Annotated in this window: 17 protein-coding genes; 8 read left to right on the top strand and 9 right to left on the bottom strand. The window is 71.6% G+C overall.

Going from position 1 to position 16,335, the window contains the following annotated elements; translation table 11 throughout:
• The 5 genes from ACFWYS_RS15205 to ACFWYS_RS15185 form a co-directional block, all read left to right on the top strand.
• Positions 1-1,038 (top strand): acetate--CoA ligase family protein (locus tag ACFWYS_RS15205; protein ID WP_384767758.1); only part of this gene is annotated, 1,038 nt, incomplete at its 5' end.
• Positions 1,039-1,050: 12 nt separating this feature from the next.
• Positions 1,051-1,782 (top strand): CBS domain-containing protein, encoded by a 732-nt coding sequence (locus ACFWYS_RS15200; protein ID WP_384767755.1) that lies wholly within the window; start codon positions 1,051-1,053, stop codon positions 1,780-1,782.
• A gap of 303 nt (positions 1,783-2,085) precedes the next feature.
• On the top strand, positions 2,086-2,988 hold the full coding sequence (locus ACFWYS_RS15195) for a universal stress protein (RefSeq protein ID WP_384767752.1): 903 nt from the start codon (positions 2,086-2,088) through the stop codon (positions 2,986-2,988).
• Between the two features lie 15 nt (positions 2,989-3,003).
• Entirely contained in the window at positions 3,004-5,691 is a 2,688-nt protein-coding gene (gene ppdK, locus ACFWYS_RS15190) for a pyruvate, phosphate dikinase (RefSeq protein WP_384767750.1), read from the top strand.
• A gap of 189 nt (positions 5,692-5,880) precedes the next feature.
• Positions 5,881-7,770: an AMP-binding protein gene (locus ACFWYS_RS15185; RefSeq protein ID WP_384767747.1), complete on the top strand. Its 1,890-nt coding sequence runs from the start codon at positions 5,881-5,883 to the stop codon at positions 7,768-7,770.
• 143 nt (positions 7,771-7,913) lie between these two features.
• Here the strand turns inward: ACFWYS_RS15185 and ACFWYS_RS15180 are convergent, their stop codons facing one another.
• From ACFWYS_RS15180 to ACFWYS_RS15170, 3 genes are all read right to left on the bottom strand, one after another.
• Complete coding sequence (locus ACFWYS_RS15180; RefSeq protein ID WP_384767744.1) at positions 7,914-8,537, bottom strand: TetR/AcrR family transcriptional regulator; 624 nt, start codon at positions 8,535-8,537, stop codon at positions 7,914-7,916.
• Positions 8,538-8,640: 103 nt separating this feature from the next.
• On the bottom strand, positions 8,641-8,988 hold the full coding sequence (locus ACFWYS_RS15175; RefSeq protein WP_384767741.1) for a hypothetical protein: 348 nt from the start codon (positions 8,986-8,988) through the stop codon (positions 8,641-8,643).
• A gap of 126 nt (positions 8,989-9,114) precedes the next feature.
• A complete protein-coding gene (locus tag ACFWYS_RS15170; RefSeq protein ID WP_384767737.1) occupies positions 9,115-10,071 on the bottom strand; it encodes a GlxA family transcriptional regulator in 957 nt (318 codons plus the stop codon).
• 249 nt (positions 10,072-10,320) lie between these two features.
• Here ACFWYS_RS15170 and ACFWYS_RS15165 point away from each other — a divergent pair, with 249 nt between their 5' ends.
• Together ACFWYS_RS15165 and ACFWYS_RS15160 are read left to right on the top strand one after the other, a co-directional pair.
• Positions 10,321-10,782: a DUF2269 family protein gene (locus tag ACFWYS_RS15165; RefSeq protein WP_384767734.1), complete on the top strand. Its 462-nt coding sequence runs from the start codon at positions 10,321-10,323 to the stop codon at positions 10,780-10,782.
• Between the two features lie 183 nt (positions 10,783-10,965).
• A complete protein-coding gene (locus ACFWYS_RS15160) occupies positions 10,966-11,181 on the top strand; it encodes a hypothetical protein (protein ID WP_384767731.1) in 216 nt (71 codons plus the stop codon).
• 63 nt (positions 11,182-11,244) lie between these two features.
• On the opposite strand, the gene tgmB is transcribed toward ACFWYS_RS15160, so the two are convergent.
• The 6 genes from tgmB to ACFWYS_RS15130 all read right to left on the bottom strand — a co-directional run bounded on the left by tgmB (position 11,245) and on the right by ACFWYS_RS15130 (position 16,086).
• Positions 11,245-12,219, bottom strand: a complete 975-nt coding sequence (gene tgmB, locus ACFWYS_RS15155) for an ATP-grasp ribosomal peptide maturase (protein WP_384767728.1) — start codon at positions 12,217-12,219, stop codon at positions 11,245-11,247.
• A gap of 17 nt (positions 12,220-12,236) precedes the next feature.
• Positions 12,237-12,428: a putative ATP-grasp-modified RiPP gene (gene tgmA / locus ACFWYS_RS15150; protein ID WP_272122633.1), complete on the bottom strand. Its 192-nt coding sequence runs from the start codon at positions 12,426-12,428 to the stop codon at positions 12,237-12,239.
• Between the two features lie 117 nt (positions 12,429-12,545).
• Positions 12,546-12,842: a DUF1232 domain-containing protein gene (locus tag ACFWYS_RS15145; protein WP_384767724.1), complete on the bottom strand. Its 297-nt coding sequence runs from the start codon at positions 12,840-12,842 to the stop codon at positions 12,546-12,548.
• A gap of 288 nt (positions 12,843-13,130) precedes the next feature.
• A complete protein-coding gene (locus tag ACFWYS_RS15140) occupies positions 13,131-14,303 on the bottom strand; it encodes a hypothetical protein (protein WP_384767721.1) in 1,173 nt (390 codons plus the stop codon).
• A 218-nt stretch (positions 14,304-14,521) separates the two neighbouring features.
• The gene (locus tag ACFWYS_RS15135; protein ID WP_384767718.1) at positions 14,522-15,019 is read right to left on the bottom strand and encodes a lamin tail domain-containing protein; all 498 of its coding nucleotides are present in this window, start codon (positions 15,017-15,019) and stop codon (positions 14,522-14,524) included.
• A 101-nt stretch (positions 15,020-15,120) separates the two neighbouring features.
• A complete protein-coding gene (locus ACFWYS_RS15130; protein ID WP_384767715.1) occupies positions 15,121-16,086 on the bottom strand; it encodes a DUF1152 domain-containing protein in 966 nt (321 codons plus the stop codon).
• A 64-nt stretch (positions 16,087-16,150) separates the two neighbouring features.
• Here ACFWYS_RS15130 and ACFWYS_RS15125 point away from each other — a divergent pair, with 64 nt between their 5' ends.
• Positions 16,151-16,279, top strand: a complete 129-nt coding sequence (locus tag ACFWYS_RS15125; RefSeq protein ID WP_384767712.1) for a hypothetical protein — start codon at positions 16,151-16,153, stop codon at positions 16,277-16,279.
• Positions 16,280-16,335: the final 56 nt, after the last annotated feature.

Below are 16,335 nucleotides of genomic sequence, written 5' to 3'. Positions count from 1 at the left end.
TCCGTGTGGGGTGTTGTCGCGGCGGCGCGCGGGGGCCGGCGCCCCCGCCGGGCGCCCCCCCCCCCCCCCCCCCACGACCTGGTCCGAGCCCTCACCCACACCCCCAGGCGACACCCGAAGCCGGTCGTCGCGGTACGCCTCGAACAGGGCCTGCCCGTCGAGCTGCTGCCCACCATCGATGGCGGCACGGTCCCCTCCTACGCCGAACCTCAGGCGGCGGCACGCGCGCTGGCCCACGCGGCCCGCCGCGCCGCCTGGCTCGCCCGCCCCGCCGGGACGGTTCCCGACCTGGACGGCGTCGAGACGGACCGCGCCCATGCCTTCGTCGAGGCCTATCTCGACCGGCATCCCGACGGTGGCTGGCTCGACCCGCGCGAATGCGCCGAACTCCTCGGCTGCTACGGCCTTCCCCAGCTGGCCTGGGCCTGGGCGGACACCGAGAACGACGCCGTCCTGGCCGCCGAGCGGCTGCGCGGCGCCGACGGCCGGGTGGTGATGAAGGGCCACTGGCCCGGCCTGGTGCACAAGACCGCCGAGCACGCCGTCCATCTCGACCTGCGCGGGAACCAGCAGGTCCGGGCCGCCTTCCGTGATCTGGAGACCAGGTTCGCCGGCCTGCTGGAGGGCGTGGTGATCCAGCCGCTCGCCGACCGCGGCACCGAGCTGTTCGCCGGTGTCGTCCAGGACGAGGTCTTCGGGCCCCTCGTTCTGTTCGGGCTCGGCGGCACCGCGACGGAGGTCCTCGCCGACCACGCCGCACGGCTGGCCCCGCTCACCGACCATGACGTCCATGACCTGATCACGGCCCCGCGCTGCGCCCCGCTCCTGCTCGGCGCGAACGGCGCCCGGCCGGTCGACCTGCAGGGCCTCGAACAACTGCTGCTGCGGCTGTCCCGCATGGCGAGCGACCTGCCGCAGCTGGCCGAGGCCGACTTCAACCCCGTGCTCGCGACACCGGGCCGGGTGACCGTGCTCGACGGGCGCGTACGCCTGCTGCCCCGCAGGCCCCAGGACCCGTATCTGCGCCGACTGCGCTGAGGAGGGACAACCATGAAGCACAACAAGGTCGGCTCCGTGATGACCACGGAGGTCGTCCGCGCCGAGTACGGCACCACGTTCAAGGAAGTGGCCCGGCTTCTCGGTGAACACCGCATCAGCGGACTGCCGGTCGTGGACGAGGACGAGAAGGTCATCGGCGTCGTCTCGGAGACGGACCTCATGCTCCGGCAGGCCGGGACACCCGACCCGTACGAGCCGAAGAAGCGCTTCCGCTTCGACCGGCTGTCCCGGGCCGGCCGGGAGCGGGCCGCGAAGGCCCGGGCCCGCACCGCGGGCCGGCTGATGACCGAGCCCCCCATCACGGTGCACGCCGAGAACACCATCGTCGAGGCCGCCCGGACCATGGCGCGGCACCACATCGAGCGGCTGCCCGTCCTCGACGAGGAGCACCGGCTGGTCGGCATCGTCACCCGCCGCGACCTGCTCCAGGTCTTCCTGCGGCCCGACGCGGACATCCGCGCCGAGATCGTAGATGAGGTGCTGCTACGGGCTCTGTGGCTGCCGCCGCGCAGCGTCGCCGTCTCGGTCACCGAGGGCGTGGTCACGCTGTCCGGCCAGATGGAGCGCAGGAGCGAGACGGAGATCGCTGTCTCCATGACCCGGCAGATCGACGGCGTGGTCGCGGTCGTCGACAAGCTCACCCACCGCCTGGACGACTCGCACATCCGCCCCGACGACCAGGCCCTGCACGGCATCGCCGACGACTGGCTGCGCAAGCTGTGAACCTGGGAAGGGAGGCGGAGCACCCCGCGTGGGCTGCGTGGGCCACGTTCCGGCCACGCCCGAAAGGCCCTGTCGGTTCGCGCGATGCCCCACCGGCACACCCGGCGCAGTCCCTTCGGCCCGAGCCGTTACCGCCCTTCTCGACGCGTCGCGCGACCATGCCCGTCCGGCTTCGCCGCGCGACTGCCGCGCACGCAGGGGCCGAACGGGCCCGTATCGGAGCCCTGGCGGCCCATACCGGCGGGTAAGGCGCGGGTGGAGGCTGGTATCGAAGGAACCGGCCGACCTCAGGAGGTGCGCGCCATGGTTGCGCCCGTCATTGTCGGGGTCGATGGATCCGCCGAGAGTCTCGCCGCCGCCGAGTGGGGCGCCCGCGAGGCGGTGCGCCGGGATCGGCCGCTGCGCCTGGTGCACGCCTGGAACTGGCATCCCCGCCAGGGGGCCGGCGAGCCGGTGACGGCCGCCCAGCGGTATCTGGCCCGGCGTGTGCTGCGCCAGGCCGAGCACCGCATCCGCCGCACGTGCCCCGCCGTGAAACTCCACGACGAGCAGATCGAGGGCCCCGCGACCGCCGCCCTGCTGCACGCCGCCGAACAGGCCGACCTGCTCGTCCTCGGCTCGCGCGGCCTCAGCGGCTTCACCGGGTTCCTGGTCGGATCGGTCGCCCTGGGCGTCGTGGCCCGGGCCGTCAGGCCGGTGGTCCTCGTCCGGGCGGAGGAGGAGGCGTCGTACGAGCGCCTTCCGGCCGACGACGGCAGCCCGTCGACCCGCACCGGCTACCGGGACGTCGTCCTGGGTCTCGACCTCGGGGACCCCTGCGACGAGGTGATCGAGTTCGCCTTCGAGGCGGCCCGGCTGCGCGGCGCCCGCCTCCACGTCGTGCACGCCTGGCAGACGCCGTCCCCGATCGGGCTCGGCACCGGCGACATCGGTCTGGTCGACGGCCCCGCACAGGCCGACGAATGGCTCGGCTTCCTCACCGCGGTCCTCCAGCCGTGGCGGGACAAGTACCCCGAGGCCGTCGTCGCCGAGACCGTGACCGAAGGCCGCGCCCAGTCCGTGCTGGTCCGCGCCGCCACCGGGGCCGGCCTGCTCGTGGTCGGCCGTCGGATGACCGAACGCCCGACCGGACCCCGCACCGGACCCGTCACCCACGCCGCCATCCATCACGTCGGCTGCCCCGTTGCCGTCGTCCCCCACGAGTGAGAGGCCGTGGCCCCGATGAGCGCGCCCGTCAAGTACGTGTACGAATTCGCCGAGGGCAGCCGGGACATGGCGGCCCTCCTCGGCGGCAAGGGCGCAGGCCTCGCCGAGATGACCCGGCTCGGCCTGCCCGTCCCACCCGGCTTCACCGTCACCACCGAGGCCTGCAAGGTCTACCTGGCCACGGGCGAGGAACCGGACGAACTCGGCGTCGAGGCCGCCCAGGCCCTCGCCGGCCTGGAGCGGGTCATGGGCCGCACCCTCGGCGCACCCGACGACCCCCTGCTGGTCTCCGTGCGCTCCGGCGCCCGCTACTCCATGCCCGGCATGATGGAGACCATCCTCGACATCGGCCTCAACGACCGGTCGGTCACCGGGCTCGCCAAGGCCTCCGGGCAGGAGCGGTTCGCCTGGGACTCCTACCGCAGGCTGATCCAGATGTTCGGCCGCACCGTGCTGGGCGTCGACGGCGATCTGTTCGAGCAGGCCATCGCCGCCCACCAGGCGCGGCGCGCGGCCGCCACCGGCCACGAGCTCGACGCCGGTGAACTGGCCGGACTCACGGGGGAGTTCAAGGACATCGTCCGCAGGGATACCGGCGAGGATTTCCCGCAGGACCCGGCCGACCAGCTGGCCCGCGCCATCCGCGCGGTCTTCGACTCCTGGAACGGCGAACGCGCCCGCGTCTACCGCCACCGCGAACACATCCCCGAGGAACTCGGCACCGCCGTCAACGTCCAGGCGATGGTCTTCGGCAACCTCGGCCCCGACTCCGGCACCGGCGTCGCCTTCACCCGGGACCCCGCCACCGGCGCGAGCGGCATGTACGGCGACTACCTGCCCGACGCCCAGGGCGAGGACGTCGTCGCGGGCGTCCGCGACACACTGCCGCTGAGCGAACTCAAGGTCCTCGCCCCATCCACGTACATCGAACTCGGCGCTCACCTGCGCACCCTGGAGGACCACTACCGCGACCTGTGCGACGTCGAGTTCACCGTCGAACGCGGCAAACTGTGGATCCTGCAGACCCGCGTCGGCAAGCGCACCGCCGAGGCCGCCTTCCGCATCGCCCACGACCTGCGCGCCGACGGCACGATCAGCGCCGACGAGGCCCTGATGCGCGTCGACGGCGCCGAACTGACCCGGCTGATGTTCCCCCGCTTCGAAACCCGCCCCACCGATGTGCCGTTGGCCCACGGCGTGCCCGCCTCGCCCGGCGCGGCGGTCGGCGCCGTCGTCTTCGACTCCGCCGAGGCCGTACGGCGCGCCGCGACCGGCGAGCACACGGTCCTGGTCCGCAGGGAGACCACCCCCGACGACCTGCCCGGCATGATCGCCGCGCAGGCGGTCCTGACGAGCCGGGGCGGCAAGACCAGTCACGCGGCCGTCGTGGCGCGCGGCATGGGCAAGGTGTGCGTGTGCGGCGCCGAGGACCTCACCGTGGACCCGGTCGCCCGCCGGTTCGGCACGGCGTCGGGCGTCGTCGTCCACGAGGGCGACACCGTCTCCGTCGACGGCACGGCCGGCACCGTCCATCTCGGCGCACTTCCGCTCACGGCGTCCGACGTGGGGCGCGCGCTGGAATCCGGCATGAGCACCGGACCGGTCACCGAGGCCGTCCTGGGCGCGCTCACGTACGCCGACTCCGTACGCCGCCTCCAGGTGCGGGCCAACGCCGACACCCCCGAGGACGCCGTACGCGCGCGTGCCCTCGGCGCGCAGGGCATCGGCCTGTGCCGTACCGAGCACATGTTCCTCGGCGAGCGCAGGGAGCTGGTCGAGGCGATGATCCTGGCCCGCGACGACAGGACACGCCAGGCGGCCCTGGCCGCGCTGCTCCCGCTCCAGCGCGAGGACTTCACCGGCATCCTGAGGGCGATGGACGCACTGCCGGTGACGATCCGGCTGCTGGACCCGCCGCTGCACGAGTTCCTGCCCGACCGCACGGAACTCGCAGTCCGCCTGGCCTCGGCGGCGCACCCGGATCCGCACGACCGGGACCTCCTGCATGCCGTCGAGCGCATGCAGGAGCAGAACCCGATGCTCGGCCTGCGTGGCGTACGCCTGGGCCTCGCCGTGCCCGGCCTGATGGCCATGCAGGTGCGGGCCGTCGCCGAAGCCGTGACGGCCCGTCTGAGCGCCGGCGGCCGACCGCACGCCGAGATCATGATCCCGCTCGTCGGCGCCGTCGAGGAACTGCGCCTGGCCCGCGCCGAGGCGGAACGCGTCCTCGCCGAGGTCGCGGCCGAGACCGGCACGGCGCTGGACTGCCCGATCGGCACGATGATCGAGCTGCCCCGCGCCGCCCTCACCGCCGGACGCATCGCCGAGGCCGCCGACTTCTTCTCCTTCGGCACCAACGACCTCACCCAGACCACCTGGGGCCTGTCCCGCGACGACGCCGAGGCGTCCTTCTTCCCCCTCTACCTGGAGAAGGGAGTCTTCGCCGAGTCGCCGTTCGACTCGATCGACCAGGAAGGCGTCGGACGGCTCGTGGAACTGGCCGTCGAGGCCGGACACGCCGTCAACCCCCGCCTGGAGACCGGCGTGTGCGGTGAGCACGGCGGCGACCCCGACTCCATCCACTTCTTCCACCGAGCGGGCCTGGACTACGTCTCCTGCTCACCGTTCCGCATCCCGGCGGCCCGGCTGGAGACGGGCCGGGCGGCTGTCGCCGACCGCACGGGGACGAGCGACACGAGGTGAGGCGCAGGGGTGAAGGCCCGGGGACGACGGGACCGACGTCAAGGACCGGACAGGCGCCGTCAGTGTCCGGCGCGCCACCCAGCGCCGGTCGAGGCGGTGAAGGCGGCCGCATACGGCTTGGCCCGCCATGTGATCAACATGTGACATGGTTGCAGGCAAGCCACCACGACTCTGGTCAAGGAGAGCGCGATGGGAATGTACGACGACGTCTTCCGGGCCAGCCTCGAAGACCCGGAGAGCTTCTGGCTGCGGGCGGCAGAAGGCATCGACTGGGAGGTGGCGCCGTCCCGTGCCCTGGACTCCTCGGGCGCGCCCTTCTACCGCTGGTTCCCGGACGGCCGGCTCAACGTCTGCTACAACGCCGTGGACCGGCATGTCGAAGCCGGCCGGGGCGAACAGCCCGCGCTCGTCTACGACTCCCCGGTGACCGGAGCCCGGCGCACCTACACCTACACCCAGCTGAGGGACGAGGTGGCGGCCTTCGCCGGGGCACTCGCCGGACTCGGCGTGGAGCACGGCGACCGGGTGGTCATCTACATGCCGATGGTCCCCGAGGCCGCCATCGCCATGCTGGCCTGCGCACGCATCGGCGCCGTCCACTCGGTCGTCTTCGGCGGGTTCGCGCCGCCCGAACTCGCGGTCCGGATCGACGACGCCACCCCCAAGGTCGTCGTCTCCGCCTCCTGCGGCATCGAGGGCAAGCGCGTCATCCCGTACAAGCCGCTGCTGGACCGCGCGATCGAACTCGCCGGGCACAAGCCGCACAAGCGGGTCATCCTGCAACGGCCGCAGGAGCGGGCCGAGTTGGGGCCGGACGACCTCGACTGGGCCGACCTGGTCGCCGACGCGGCACCGGCCGCGTGTGTTCCCGTGGCCGCCACCGACCCCCTCTACATCCTCTACACGTCCGGAACGACCGGAAAGCCCAAGGGAGTTGTCCGCGACTGCGGCGGCTGTGCCGTGGCTCTGCACTGGTCGATGGGTGCCGTGTACGACGTCGGCCCGGGCGAGACGATGTTCACCGGGTCCGATGTCGGCTGGGTCGTCGGGCACTCGTACATCGTCTACGGTCCGCTGCTGGCCGGTGCCACGACGGTGCTGTACGAGGGCAAGCCGGTCGGCACTCCGGACGCGGGCCAGTTCTGGCGGGTGGCCGCCGAGTACGGCGTCAAGACCATGTTCACGGCGCCCACCGCCTTCCGCGCCATCAGGAAGGAGGATCCCAAGGGCGCCCTCACCGCGGACTACGACCTTTCCCGCCTGCGCTACCTCTTCCTCGCCGGTGAGCGCCTCGACCCCGAGACGTACCACTGGGCGAGTGCCCTCCTGGACATCCCGGTGATCGACCACTGGTGGCAGACGGAGACCGGCTGGCCGATCGTCGCCAACCCGGTCGGTATCGAGCCCGCCCCCGTCAAACCCGGCTCGCCCACCCGCCCGCTGCCGGGCTGGGACGTCCGCGTCCTCGACCCCTCCGGGCAGCCCGTGCCTCCGGGCGTCGAGGGCGCGATCGTCGTGAAGCTCCCCCTGCCGCCCGGTTCGCTGCCCACCCTCTGGAACGACGACGCCCGCTACGTCGCCTCCTACCTCTCCGCCTACGACGGCTACTACCTCACCGGCGACAGCGGGCACATCGACGAGGACGGCTACGTGTATGTCATGGGCCGCACCGACGACGTCATCAACGTCGCCGGCCACCGGCTGTCCACCGGCAGCATGGAAGAGACCCTGGCCGCGCACCAAGATGTCGCCGAGTGCGCCGTGATCGGCGTCGCGGACGCCCTCAAGGGGCAGGTCCCACGCGGCTTCGTCGTCCTGAAGGCGGGCACCGATCGCGACCCGAAGGAGGTCGAGGCCGAACTGGTCCGCCTCGTACGCGAGCGCATCGGTGCCGTCGCCTCCCTCAAGGAGGTCGCCGTCGTGGCCGCCCTGCCCAAGACGCGCTCGGGGAAGATCCTGCGCAAGACGATGCGCGGAATCGCCGACGGCCTGGACGAACCCATCCCGTCCACGGTGGACGACCCGAGCGTCATCGAGACCCTGCGGCCGCTTCTCCAGCGCCCCGATCCCACCGGGTGAGCACGCTGGACCTCGCCTACTGACCCGCCGACACAGGGCGGGCGGGGGCCGCGCAGGTCAGGGGTGTGAGTCGAAGTGTCGGGACGTTCCCGGCGGGAAGGAGCTGTCCGGCAGCGTGCGCCGCAGCCGTTCGGGGCGCCGGATCAGCGCGTTGCCATCCGGGCCGCCGCGTCATGGACGAGCCGTGCGTGCAGTTCGAACAGCGCCACGAGGTCGACGGCGTCGCCGGTGACCTCCCGGTGCACGAACAGCCCGTCGGCACCGGCGACCGTGTAGGTCGCGAGGGTGTCCACGGCGGCGTTGTCCAGGCCGGGGAACAGGGCGGTGAGCACGTCGGCGATCTTCTGGTGGGTGACGGCGCGGACCTGGAGGAACACCGTGCGCCCGCGCGGCTCGGTGGGCCGTCGCTCCAGCGCGAGCATGAGACCGAGGCGCAGGAAGTCAGGCGCGCCGACGAGCGACCTCGCCACGTTCGCGGCCATGGCGGTCAGCCGCTCCAGGGGTGTGCCGGCGTCCTCGCCGGGCAGTTCGACGGCCGTGAGCCAGGTCTCGAAGCTGCGCTCGATGACGGCCGCGATCAGGTCGTCCTTGTCCTTGAAGTGCCAGTAGATCGAGCTCGCGGGCAACCCGCACTTGGCGCTGACGGCCGCGATGGACGTGCCGTCGTAGCCGCGTTCACCGGCGATCTCGACGGTGGCGTCGAGGATGCGCTGCCGTGACTCCACCCCGTTCGCACGCTTCTTGCGCGTCGTCTGCGCATTGGTCATGGGGTGCCTCTCCGGTCGTACAGGGCGCTCGCCCACGAGGGAACGGTCAGTTGCTGAAGCGTCCACTCTAATTGGAGCAGCCCCTACAGCAGGGCCGCGTCGCTCACGCGGCGCTGCTGCTGCGCGGCATCCCGTGCCGACAGGTCACGTCGTGCTGGCTGCCGAGGCTGGTCCACCAGCGCTCGCAGCACGCCGAGTCGAGTTCCGCCCGGACGATCGCCTCGGCGGCGTCGCTGCCGCGCCCCGCCCGTGCGACCAGTTCCAGGAGCCACCGCCGCTGTTCCCCGATCACGGTCTCCCGCACGACGGCGATGAGCGGCACGAGACTGGCGGCGGCGAACAGACACGCGGCCCACGCGGGGCCGTACTGGACTTCGAGGACCGTGGTCCAGGCGAGCCCGGCGCTCGTGGCGATGTAGAGGGCGCAGAGGAAACGGCTGCAGTGGTTCATGGGTGTACACCGTCCTTGGGGAGGATCGACACACCTTGTCCAACTGCGAACCGCCCGTGTGGACTCGGGTGATTTATCCCACCGTGACCGAGCAGGACGGTCCACCGATATTGAACAGGGCCTTTCCTAGGCTCGGACCGGGGCCTTCCCCTGGAACGCCGAACGGTAGGCGTGCGGTGTCGTGCCGACCACCCGGCGGAAGCGCTCGCGGAACGCCGTCGGTGAGCCGAAGCCCGCCTGCCGGGCGATCCGTTCGATCGGGTGGTCGCTGTTCTCCAGCAGATACTGGGCCCGGCGCACGCGCGCCCGCAGCAGCCACTGCAGCGGGGTGGTGCCGGTCTGCTCACGGAAGCGGCGGCTGAGGGTGCGCTCGCTCATCCCGGCGCTCTGCGCCATCTCCGCCAGCGTGATCTCCCGGGCCAGATGGTCCTCGATCCACTCAAGGAGCGGTTCGAGCGCCGAGCCGCGCGGCACCGGCGGGTGCTCGTGCACGATGAACTGCGCCTGCCCGCCCTCCCGTTCCAGCGGTACGACGGCCATCCGCGCGGTGTGCGCGGCGACCGCCGAGCCCAGGTCCCGCCGGATCATGTGCAGGCACATGTCGAGTCCGGCGGCGGCTCCGGCGGAGGTGAGGATCTGCCCGTTGTCGACGTACAGCACGTCCGGCTGGACCTCGACGCGGGGGAAGCGCCGGGCCAGTTCGTCGGTGGCCATCCAGTGGGTGGTGGCGCGCAGTCCGTCCAGCAGTCCGGCCTCGGCCAGGGCGAAGGCGCCCACGCACACCGACGCGATCCGGGTGCCGGCCTGCGCCGCCTGCCGCAGGGCCGCCAGCACGCGAGGGGAGGGCGGCCCCGTCCCGTCGCAGCCCGGCACGACGATCGTGTCCGCGTCCGCCAGCCCGTCGAGCCCCCGGTCGATCCGCAGGGCGAAGCCCTCCGTGGGCACCTCCGGCGACTCGGCGCACAGCCGGACACGGTAGGGACGGCGGCCGTCCGGCAGCCGCGTCCAGCCGAACATCTGGAAGGGCGTCGCCATGTCGAACGGCACCACATTGTCGAGAACCAGGATCGCCACGGTGTGCATGAGCCCACCCTAGACAGATTCCCGCCATCTCCAGAAGCCCAGGTCAGAGTCCAGGTGAGTGGGAGAGGAGGCGATGAGGCTCCGCTCACCGTGGTTGGCGAGAAGCCGTTGGAAGCTGTCATTTCAGCCTCTGTGCGATCACCGGGAAGATCCCTAACGTGGGCGAGATCCCAACGTGGGCGAGGCCGCCCCGCGCGAGCCGAGCCCGGGGGCCGATTCCCACGCCGACACGGAGACCGACACCACCCGATGACGAAGATCCTGCTCACTCTTCATGTCCTGGCGGCCATCGTCGCCGTCGGCCCCGTCACCGTCGCGGCCAGCATGTTCCCACCGGCGGCGCGCCGCGTCCCGGCGGCCGACGGGGCCGTGGCGGTGGGCACCGTCCGGCTCCTGCACCGCATCTGCCGCGTCTACGCCGGCATCGGGGTGTCGGTCCCCGTCCTCGGCGTGGCCACCGCCCTGGCGATGGGCGTCCTGGGCAGCGGCTGGCTCATCACGTCCATCGCCCTGACCGCCGCGGCCGCCGGGATCCTGGTCGCCTTCGTCCTGCCCCGTCAGGAGGAACTCCTCGACCAGTTGGACTCCCAGCGGCCCGTCGAGCACTCGGCGACGGTGCAACTCGCCATGTTCACCGGCATCTTCAACCTCCTGTGGGCCACCGTCACCGTCCTGATGATCGTGCGGCCCGGTTCGACGACCGGTGCCTGACCCGGGGAGGGGCTCCTGACCGGGGGATCGGACGGCGCACGGCACTGCGTCGGCGCCCTGCCGTCCGTTCGTCCGCCGTCAAGCGCTCTGGCAGAATTCGTACTTCAGTGTGCGTCGGCGCCTAGACTCCACAGCCGTGCCCAAAATGCACACAGGGCCACGACAGGAAAGGCGCGTTGACGGGTGTTCCAGGATTCCCCCATTTACGACCGGCTGATCGCGGAGCGCGGCGACATCCCCACCCAGGTGCGCAGGGAGGCCGAACGCGTCAGCAGGGAAGTCGAGTTCGCCATGCAGCCGCTGCTGTCCGGCGGCACCGCGCCCGCGCCCGTACGCCAGGCCGCGCCGCCCCCGACCTGGCAGCGCAGCGCCCTGCCGCCCGGCCCCCCGCAGGGCTGATCCCGCACAGGTGGCCTTGGAAGCCTGAAACCCCCGCCGTCCGCCCGGAGAGCGGGGGTTTACTCACAGGCTCTTGGCGCTCGCCCCGTTGACGGACGGCTCCTGCCCGAAGGCCGGCCGGGCGAGCCACTCGGCGATGGTGCGGGCTATCGGCTGGCCCGTGTCCACCTCGATGAACCCGAACTGTCCCGACTGGTTGCACTCCAGGAACCACCACGTCCCGTCGGTGTCCTCGACGAAGTCGAAGGCGCCGTAAGCGAGTTCCGCGCCCCGCAGATAGGCGCGGACGGCCTCCGCGACGCGGGGCGCCGTCTCCACCGGATGCCACGGCGCCTCGGACTCGTCGAAGCGGACGTCCACCTCGGCGGCGGCGTCGGTCTCCCTGCGGGCGGCCAGCAGCGTCTCGCCCACCGCGGTGAGACGGATGTCGGCCCGTTTGGCGACGCGTCGTTGCAGCAGGGTGGGACCGAACGCGACGGCGGAGAAGTCCGCGTCCGGGGCCACCCTGCTGGTCGGCACCGCCCGGGGCGGGTCCTGCGGATGCGCGCCGGACACCGGCTTGACCACCAGATCCGGATACCGCTCGGCGAACTCGCGGGCCGCCTGCGGGAACGACGTGATCAACGTCGCGGGGACGGGCAGACCGCAGCGCTGGGCCAGCCGCAACTGCCAGGGCTTGTAACGGGCCCGGCCGGCCGCGTCGGGCTGGTTCATCCAACGGGCGTCACAGCTGCGCAGCATGCCGTACAGCGCCTGCCCGGCCTCCTGAGCCAGCCAGGCCGACGGCGCCGCCGCCCGGGACGCCGCGGTCCCCGGCCTGCGCACCCAGACGGACCGCAGCCCGCCGATGCTCACCAGCCGTCCCGCGGCCGACAGATGGCCGCGGAAGGCACCGTGCACATACTCGCCCGACAGCGCGACCCCGCCGGTCAGATCGGCGGGATCGAGCCGGACCACCGGAACACCGGACGCGTTGAGGTGCACGACCACCATGTCCGCGGTCACGTCCTCTTCGCTCGTCAGAATCAAGACGGTCATTTGTCGCCGGCCTGCGTTCAGTCGTCGAAGTGAGTCTTCGAGCCGGCCGTGGATGTCGTGGTCCCCAGTTCCCGCAGCAACGCATGATCACTGGCGGCTATCCGCCCGTCACGGAGCACGTTCAACTGCAGCCCGGAGTCATAGACGTACGGAGCGGTGACCTCCAACTCCGCTGCCGGCCGTGCATAGTTGAGCGCGAACGGTTGCATCGTCTCTCCCTCACAGGTGCGCTCCGAACGAGCTTGGTCACCCAGCGCCGCCCCTCGGTCTGCCGACGCCCTTTGCTTCCCACTTACTTAAACGAATCGAACGAGTGGTTGGTTTCCTTACTTTCCGTAATCAACGGGGCCGGGCCGCTCCGTGTCGGGAGAACGGCGCAAGGAACGCAGCGCCAGCAGGAGCACGCCGATGTCGTCCAGATACACCGGATCGGGCATCAGATCGGCCGGCAGCACGAAATAGGCGAGGGCGCCCCAGAACACCCACCGCGGCCCGGTCGGCAGTCCGGCGCGCCGCAGTGTGCGCCGTGTTCGCACGAGCCGCACCAGCAGCGCGACGGCCACGGCGAGCAGGGCGGCCGCGAGGGCCGCGGCGACGACGATCAGTGTGGTGGTCGAGTCCACGGACCCTCCTTGTGCCGTCGGTGCGCACCAGACGCACTGCTGGTCGGATTCCCTATTACGGCGTGTGCATTGCATGACGGCCGTCACGAGGAGCAATCCGTCACCCGTCAGGACGGAAGACGCGCAATCGGTTCGCGCACCTGCCTGCGCGGGCGTGCGAACCGTACATCCACGTGCCGAAAGGGAACCCGCCAGACGTAGTACACGCCTGTACGACCCCTTCGCAGCCGCAGTACGCCCCTTTGGCGCATGACCGGGCAGGCCGGTTCCCGTATCTCGGTCGCCGGGCTAGCGGTCCGACGTCTCCGGCTGCTCGGCCCGCTCCTCGACGGCCGTGCCTTCCCGCGCACCGTCGGTGCCGGAGGCGGTCCTGCGGGACCGGGCGGAGCCCTTGAGCCGCTCGAAGGTCCGGGTCAGCTGCTGGAGCGGGGACGTCGCCGACGTGGCGGACGACTGGGGGCGCGGCACGGGCACGGCGTCGGCGGACTCCCGGTAGGCGGCCAGCGCCGTGTGCGCCTGCTCGGCGGCCTCCCGGTACAGGTCGCGGGACTTCGTCATCGCCTCCAGCGCGTCGGCGTACATCGCCACGAGTGCGCGCTCACGTTCGAGCTCCTCCTCCAGCGTCAGCAGCTGCCAGTCCTCCCGCAGCGCGGTGACGGCCTCCTCGCCGCCGTCCGGCAGCGGCCGCGGCAGCGCGGCGAGGCGCGTCACGGCATGGATGAGCTCGGCCGGCTCCGAACCGTCCAGGAAGACGCTGCGTACGGTGAAGTCGTCCACGTCGTAGCCGGACGGCGCCGGAGTCCCGGGCAGCACCACGGCACCGCCGCGCGGCACCTGGACGCCGAGGTCCCGCAGGGCCCAGTTCACGACGCGCAGCTGGCTCGGTGCGGCCCGGTGCTCCACCACCCGGTGCCGCAGGCTCGGCGGCAGCATCCCGGCCAGGGGAGTGCGGCCGCGCTGGTCCGGGGTCATGGCCTCGTGGACGACGACATGGATGGTCCAGCCGTCGCGCGCGGCGTCCCGCAACAGGTGCCGTACGGCCTTGTCGTCCTGCGGCAGGGGGTTGATGTCCCTCAGAAGCAGGCCCGTGACCGGCTCGTGGTCCCAGTCCGCGTCCGGCTCCTGCGGCCAGAACATGGCGGCCGGCGACGGCCAGCGCGGGTCCCACGGGGCTTCCGCCTCCGCGGCGAGCACCCACTCCCGACCGCTGCCGGAGCCGTGCTCGACGGTCAGCCGGGCTCGCACGGTCACTGGCCCGGCGACCCGCCACCGGGCCTCGAAGATCTGCTGCCGGGCGCCCTCGGTCTCGGGCAACTCCGCGAAGTCGTCTATGTCCGCGCTGTCCTTGAGGTGCCGCAGACTGAGCCGGAGGGCGTCCTGCGCGGCGGGTCCGAGGTGGCGGCCACGGGCCAACCACACCGAGGGCGGGATCGTGGGGCGAGCGCTGGAGGAACTGGGCATGGGTCCATCTGTGGGCGGAGGTACGTGCTTGTACCAATATCGTCGCCGCAGGTGGCCGCCAAACCGGCGGGGTCCGCACACGGGGTGTGCGCGATCCGCACAACCCGGCCGCCGCTCACTCGTGGCCCGCGCTTCGTCCGGTCATGACAATGACTCGGTGAGCAGGACCCGCCCACCATCCGCATTGGGGCGGGTCCTGCTCATGCCTCGCGGCCGGCTCAGCCGTGGTAGTTGATGTAGCCGTTTCCGTCCGGGTCGGACCCGCTCTTGGTGTAGGAGTGCAGGTCGGCGCCGGCGCCCGAGGGCTTGTACAGCTTGATGGTGTCCTTGTCGTTGTTCCACAGGAAGTTGCAGTTGTCGCGGTACACGACGTTCTTGCTGTCGGAGTCGGTGCCGTGGCCGCCCCGGAGCTTCACGTAGTCACCGGGCTGCAGATAGTGGTTCGCGGTGAAGACGAACCTGTTGGTGCTGGTTGCGTCCCGCACCACGTAGCCCTTGAGATTCACCGTCGCGCTCGACGAGTAGTTCTTGATCGTCAGGTATTCCTCGTCGGTGTTGCCGGTGGAACAGTTGTTGGAGTCGCGGCCGGGGGCGTCGTACTGGACGCCCTTGATCTTCAGCGCGGACGAGTACTCGGTGGCGTGGGCCGGTACGGCGGACAGTCCGGCGAGCGCGGCCGTCGCGACGGCAGTTGTGGCGGCGATGCGTATGCGCATGGAGAAACATCCCCCTGTGTGGAGCTTGCGTGAAGATCAGGAGTGTATGCAGTGCAGGCGTGCGCTGTGGGGACTTCACCGAAATGTGAGACAAGGGCGCGTCAGTGCGGGTAGGCCCGCGGTGGCCGCTGCCGCGGGAGCTCGTCGCGGAACTCCGCGATGACCGAGCTGATCTGGCGCATCAGCGCGGTGTTCTCCAGCCGGTCGAGATACAGGTTGCGCCGGGCGAGGGCGGGCACGTCGACGCAGAAGTACAGGGCCATGAGCGGATTGATGAACAACTCGCTGTCCCTGGTCCGCTCGGTGAACCGCACGTCCCCGAAGTCGCCGCGTACGGCGGCGGCCACGGACCCCTGCACGATGCTCGGGTGGTCCGGCGTGCACCGCTGGGCGTGCTCCACCGCGTCGAGGTAGAGCCTGCCCTCGGGGCTGTGGCGCGGTAGCGAGAACGCGCCGAGGTAGCCGCCCTCGCGGTCCAGCGCGGCGAGGTTCTCCAGCACCAGGGAATGGTTGACGCCGTGATGGGCGTCCACCCCGAACCCGAGGCACGCCGCCAGCCGCACCGGGACTTCGTCGAGCCCGGCCACCGCGGCCAGGCTGGCCATGTCCTCCTCGGGCGTGCCCAGCCCGTGTTCGTCGCCGCGCATCAGGATGTCGGTGCCGCCGTCGACCAGCACGACGGCGTCCACGCCGCCCAGATGCGCCAGGAGGGTGCGGTAGGCGTCCCGGAGCGGTCGGACGCCCGTGCGGGGAAACGCGTACACCGTGTCGGGCAGGTCCTGCCCGGCGAGCCACTGGGCGAGCGTCCGCTCGGGGAAGTAGTCGCCGCGGACAGCGGTCTCAGGTCGTATCGCCGCGACGTCGGGGTCCACCCACACGTCGGACGCCAGCCCGTACAGGTCCGCGAACGACAGGTTGGCCAGGTGGACTTCCTTGCCGGCCGCCCGCAGCGCGAGGGCCAGGGGCAGACCGGCGTACACGTCGAAACCGCCGCCCGCACCGGCGACGAGCACCCGCCGCGCGTCGCGCAGCCGGGTGAGGAAAGGGGGTTCGAGGAGTGAGAACACCGGGGGACGCTAACAGGCGGCGATCACCGGAAGCGCGCCGATATCGAGAGGGCCGGGGGCCCGGATGCTCGGCTACCAGGGATGCAATCCGGAGTACCTGGACCGCAAGCCGTCCGAGACCGTCGAGCTCGAACCGCTGCCCGACGAGGTGGCGGCCGGGCACTACGCGGACGCCGACGGCCCGCGTCCCTGAGCCGGCGCACCGCGTGCAACCCGTTCGGCGCGGGCGGGGTTTCCCCCCATGAGAGC

This window comes from Streptomyces sp. NPDC059010 (assembly GCF_042740355.1).
In the GTDB taxonomy this organism is placed as follows: domain Bacteria; phylum Actinomycetota; class Actinomycetes; order Streptomycetales; family Streptomycetaceae; genus Streptomyces.
The sequence above is the reverse complement of the archived record's forward strand: the minus strand, read 5'-3'. Positions and strand labels throughout refer to the sequence as shown.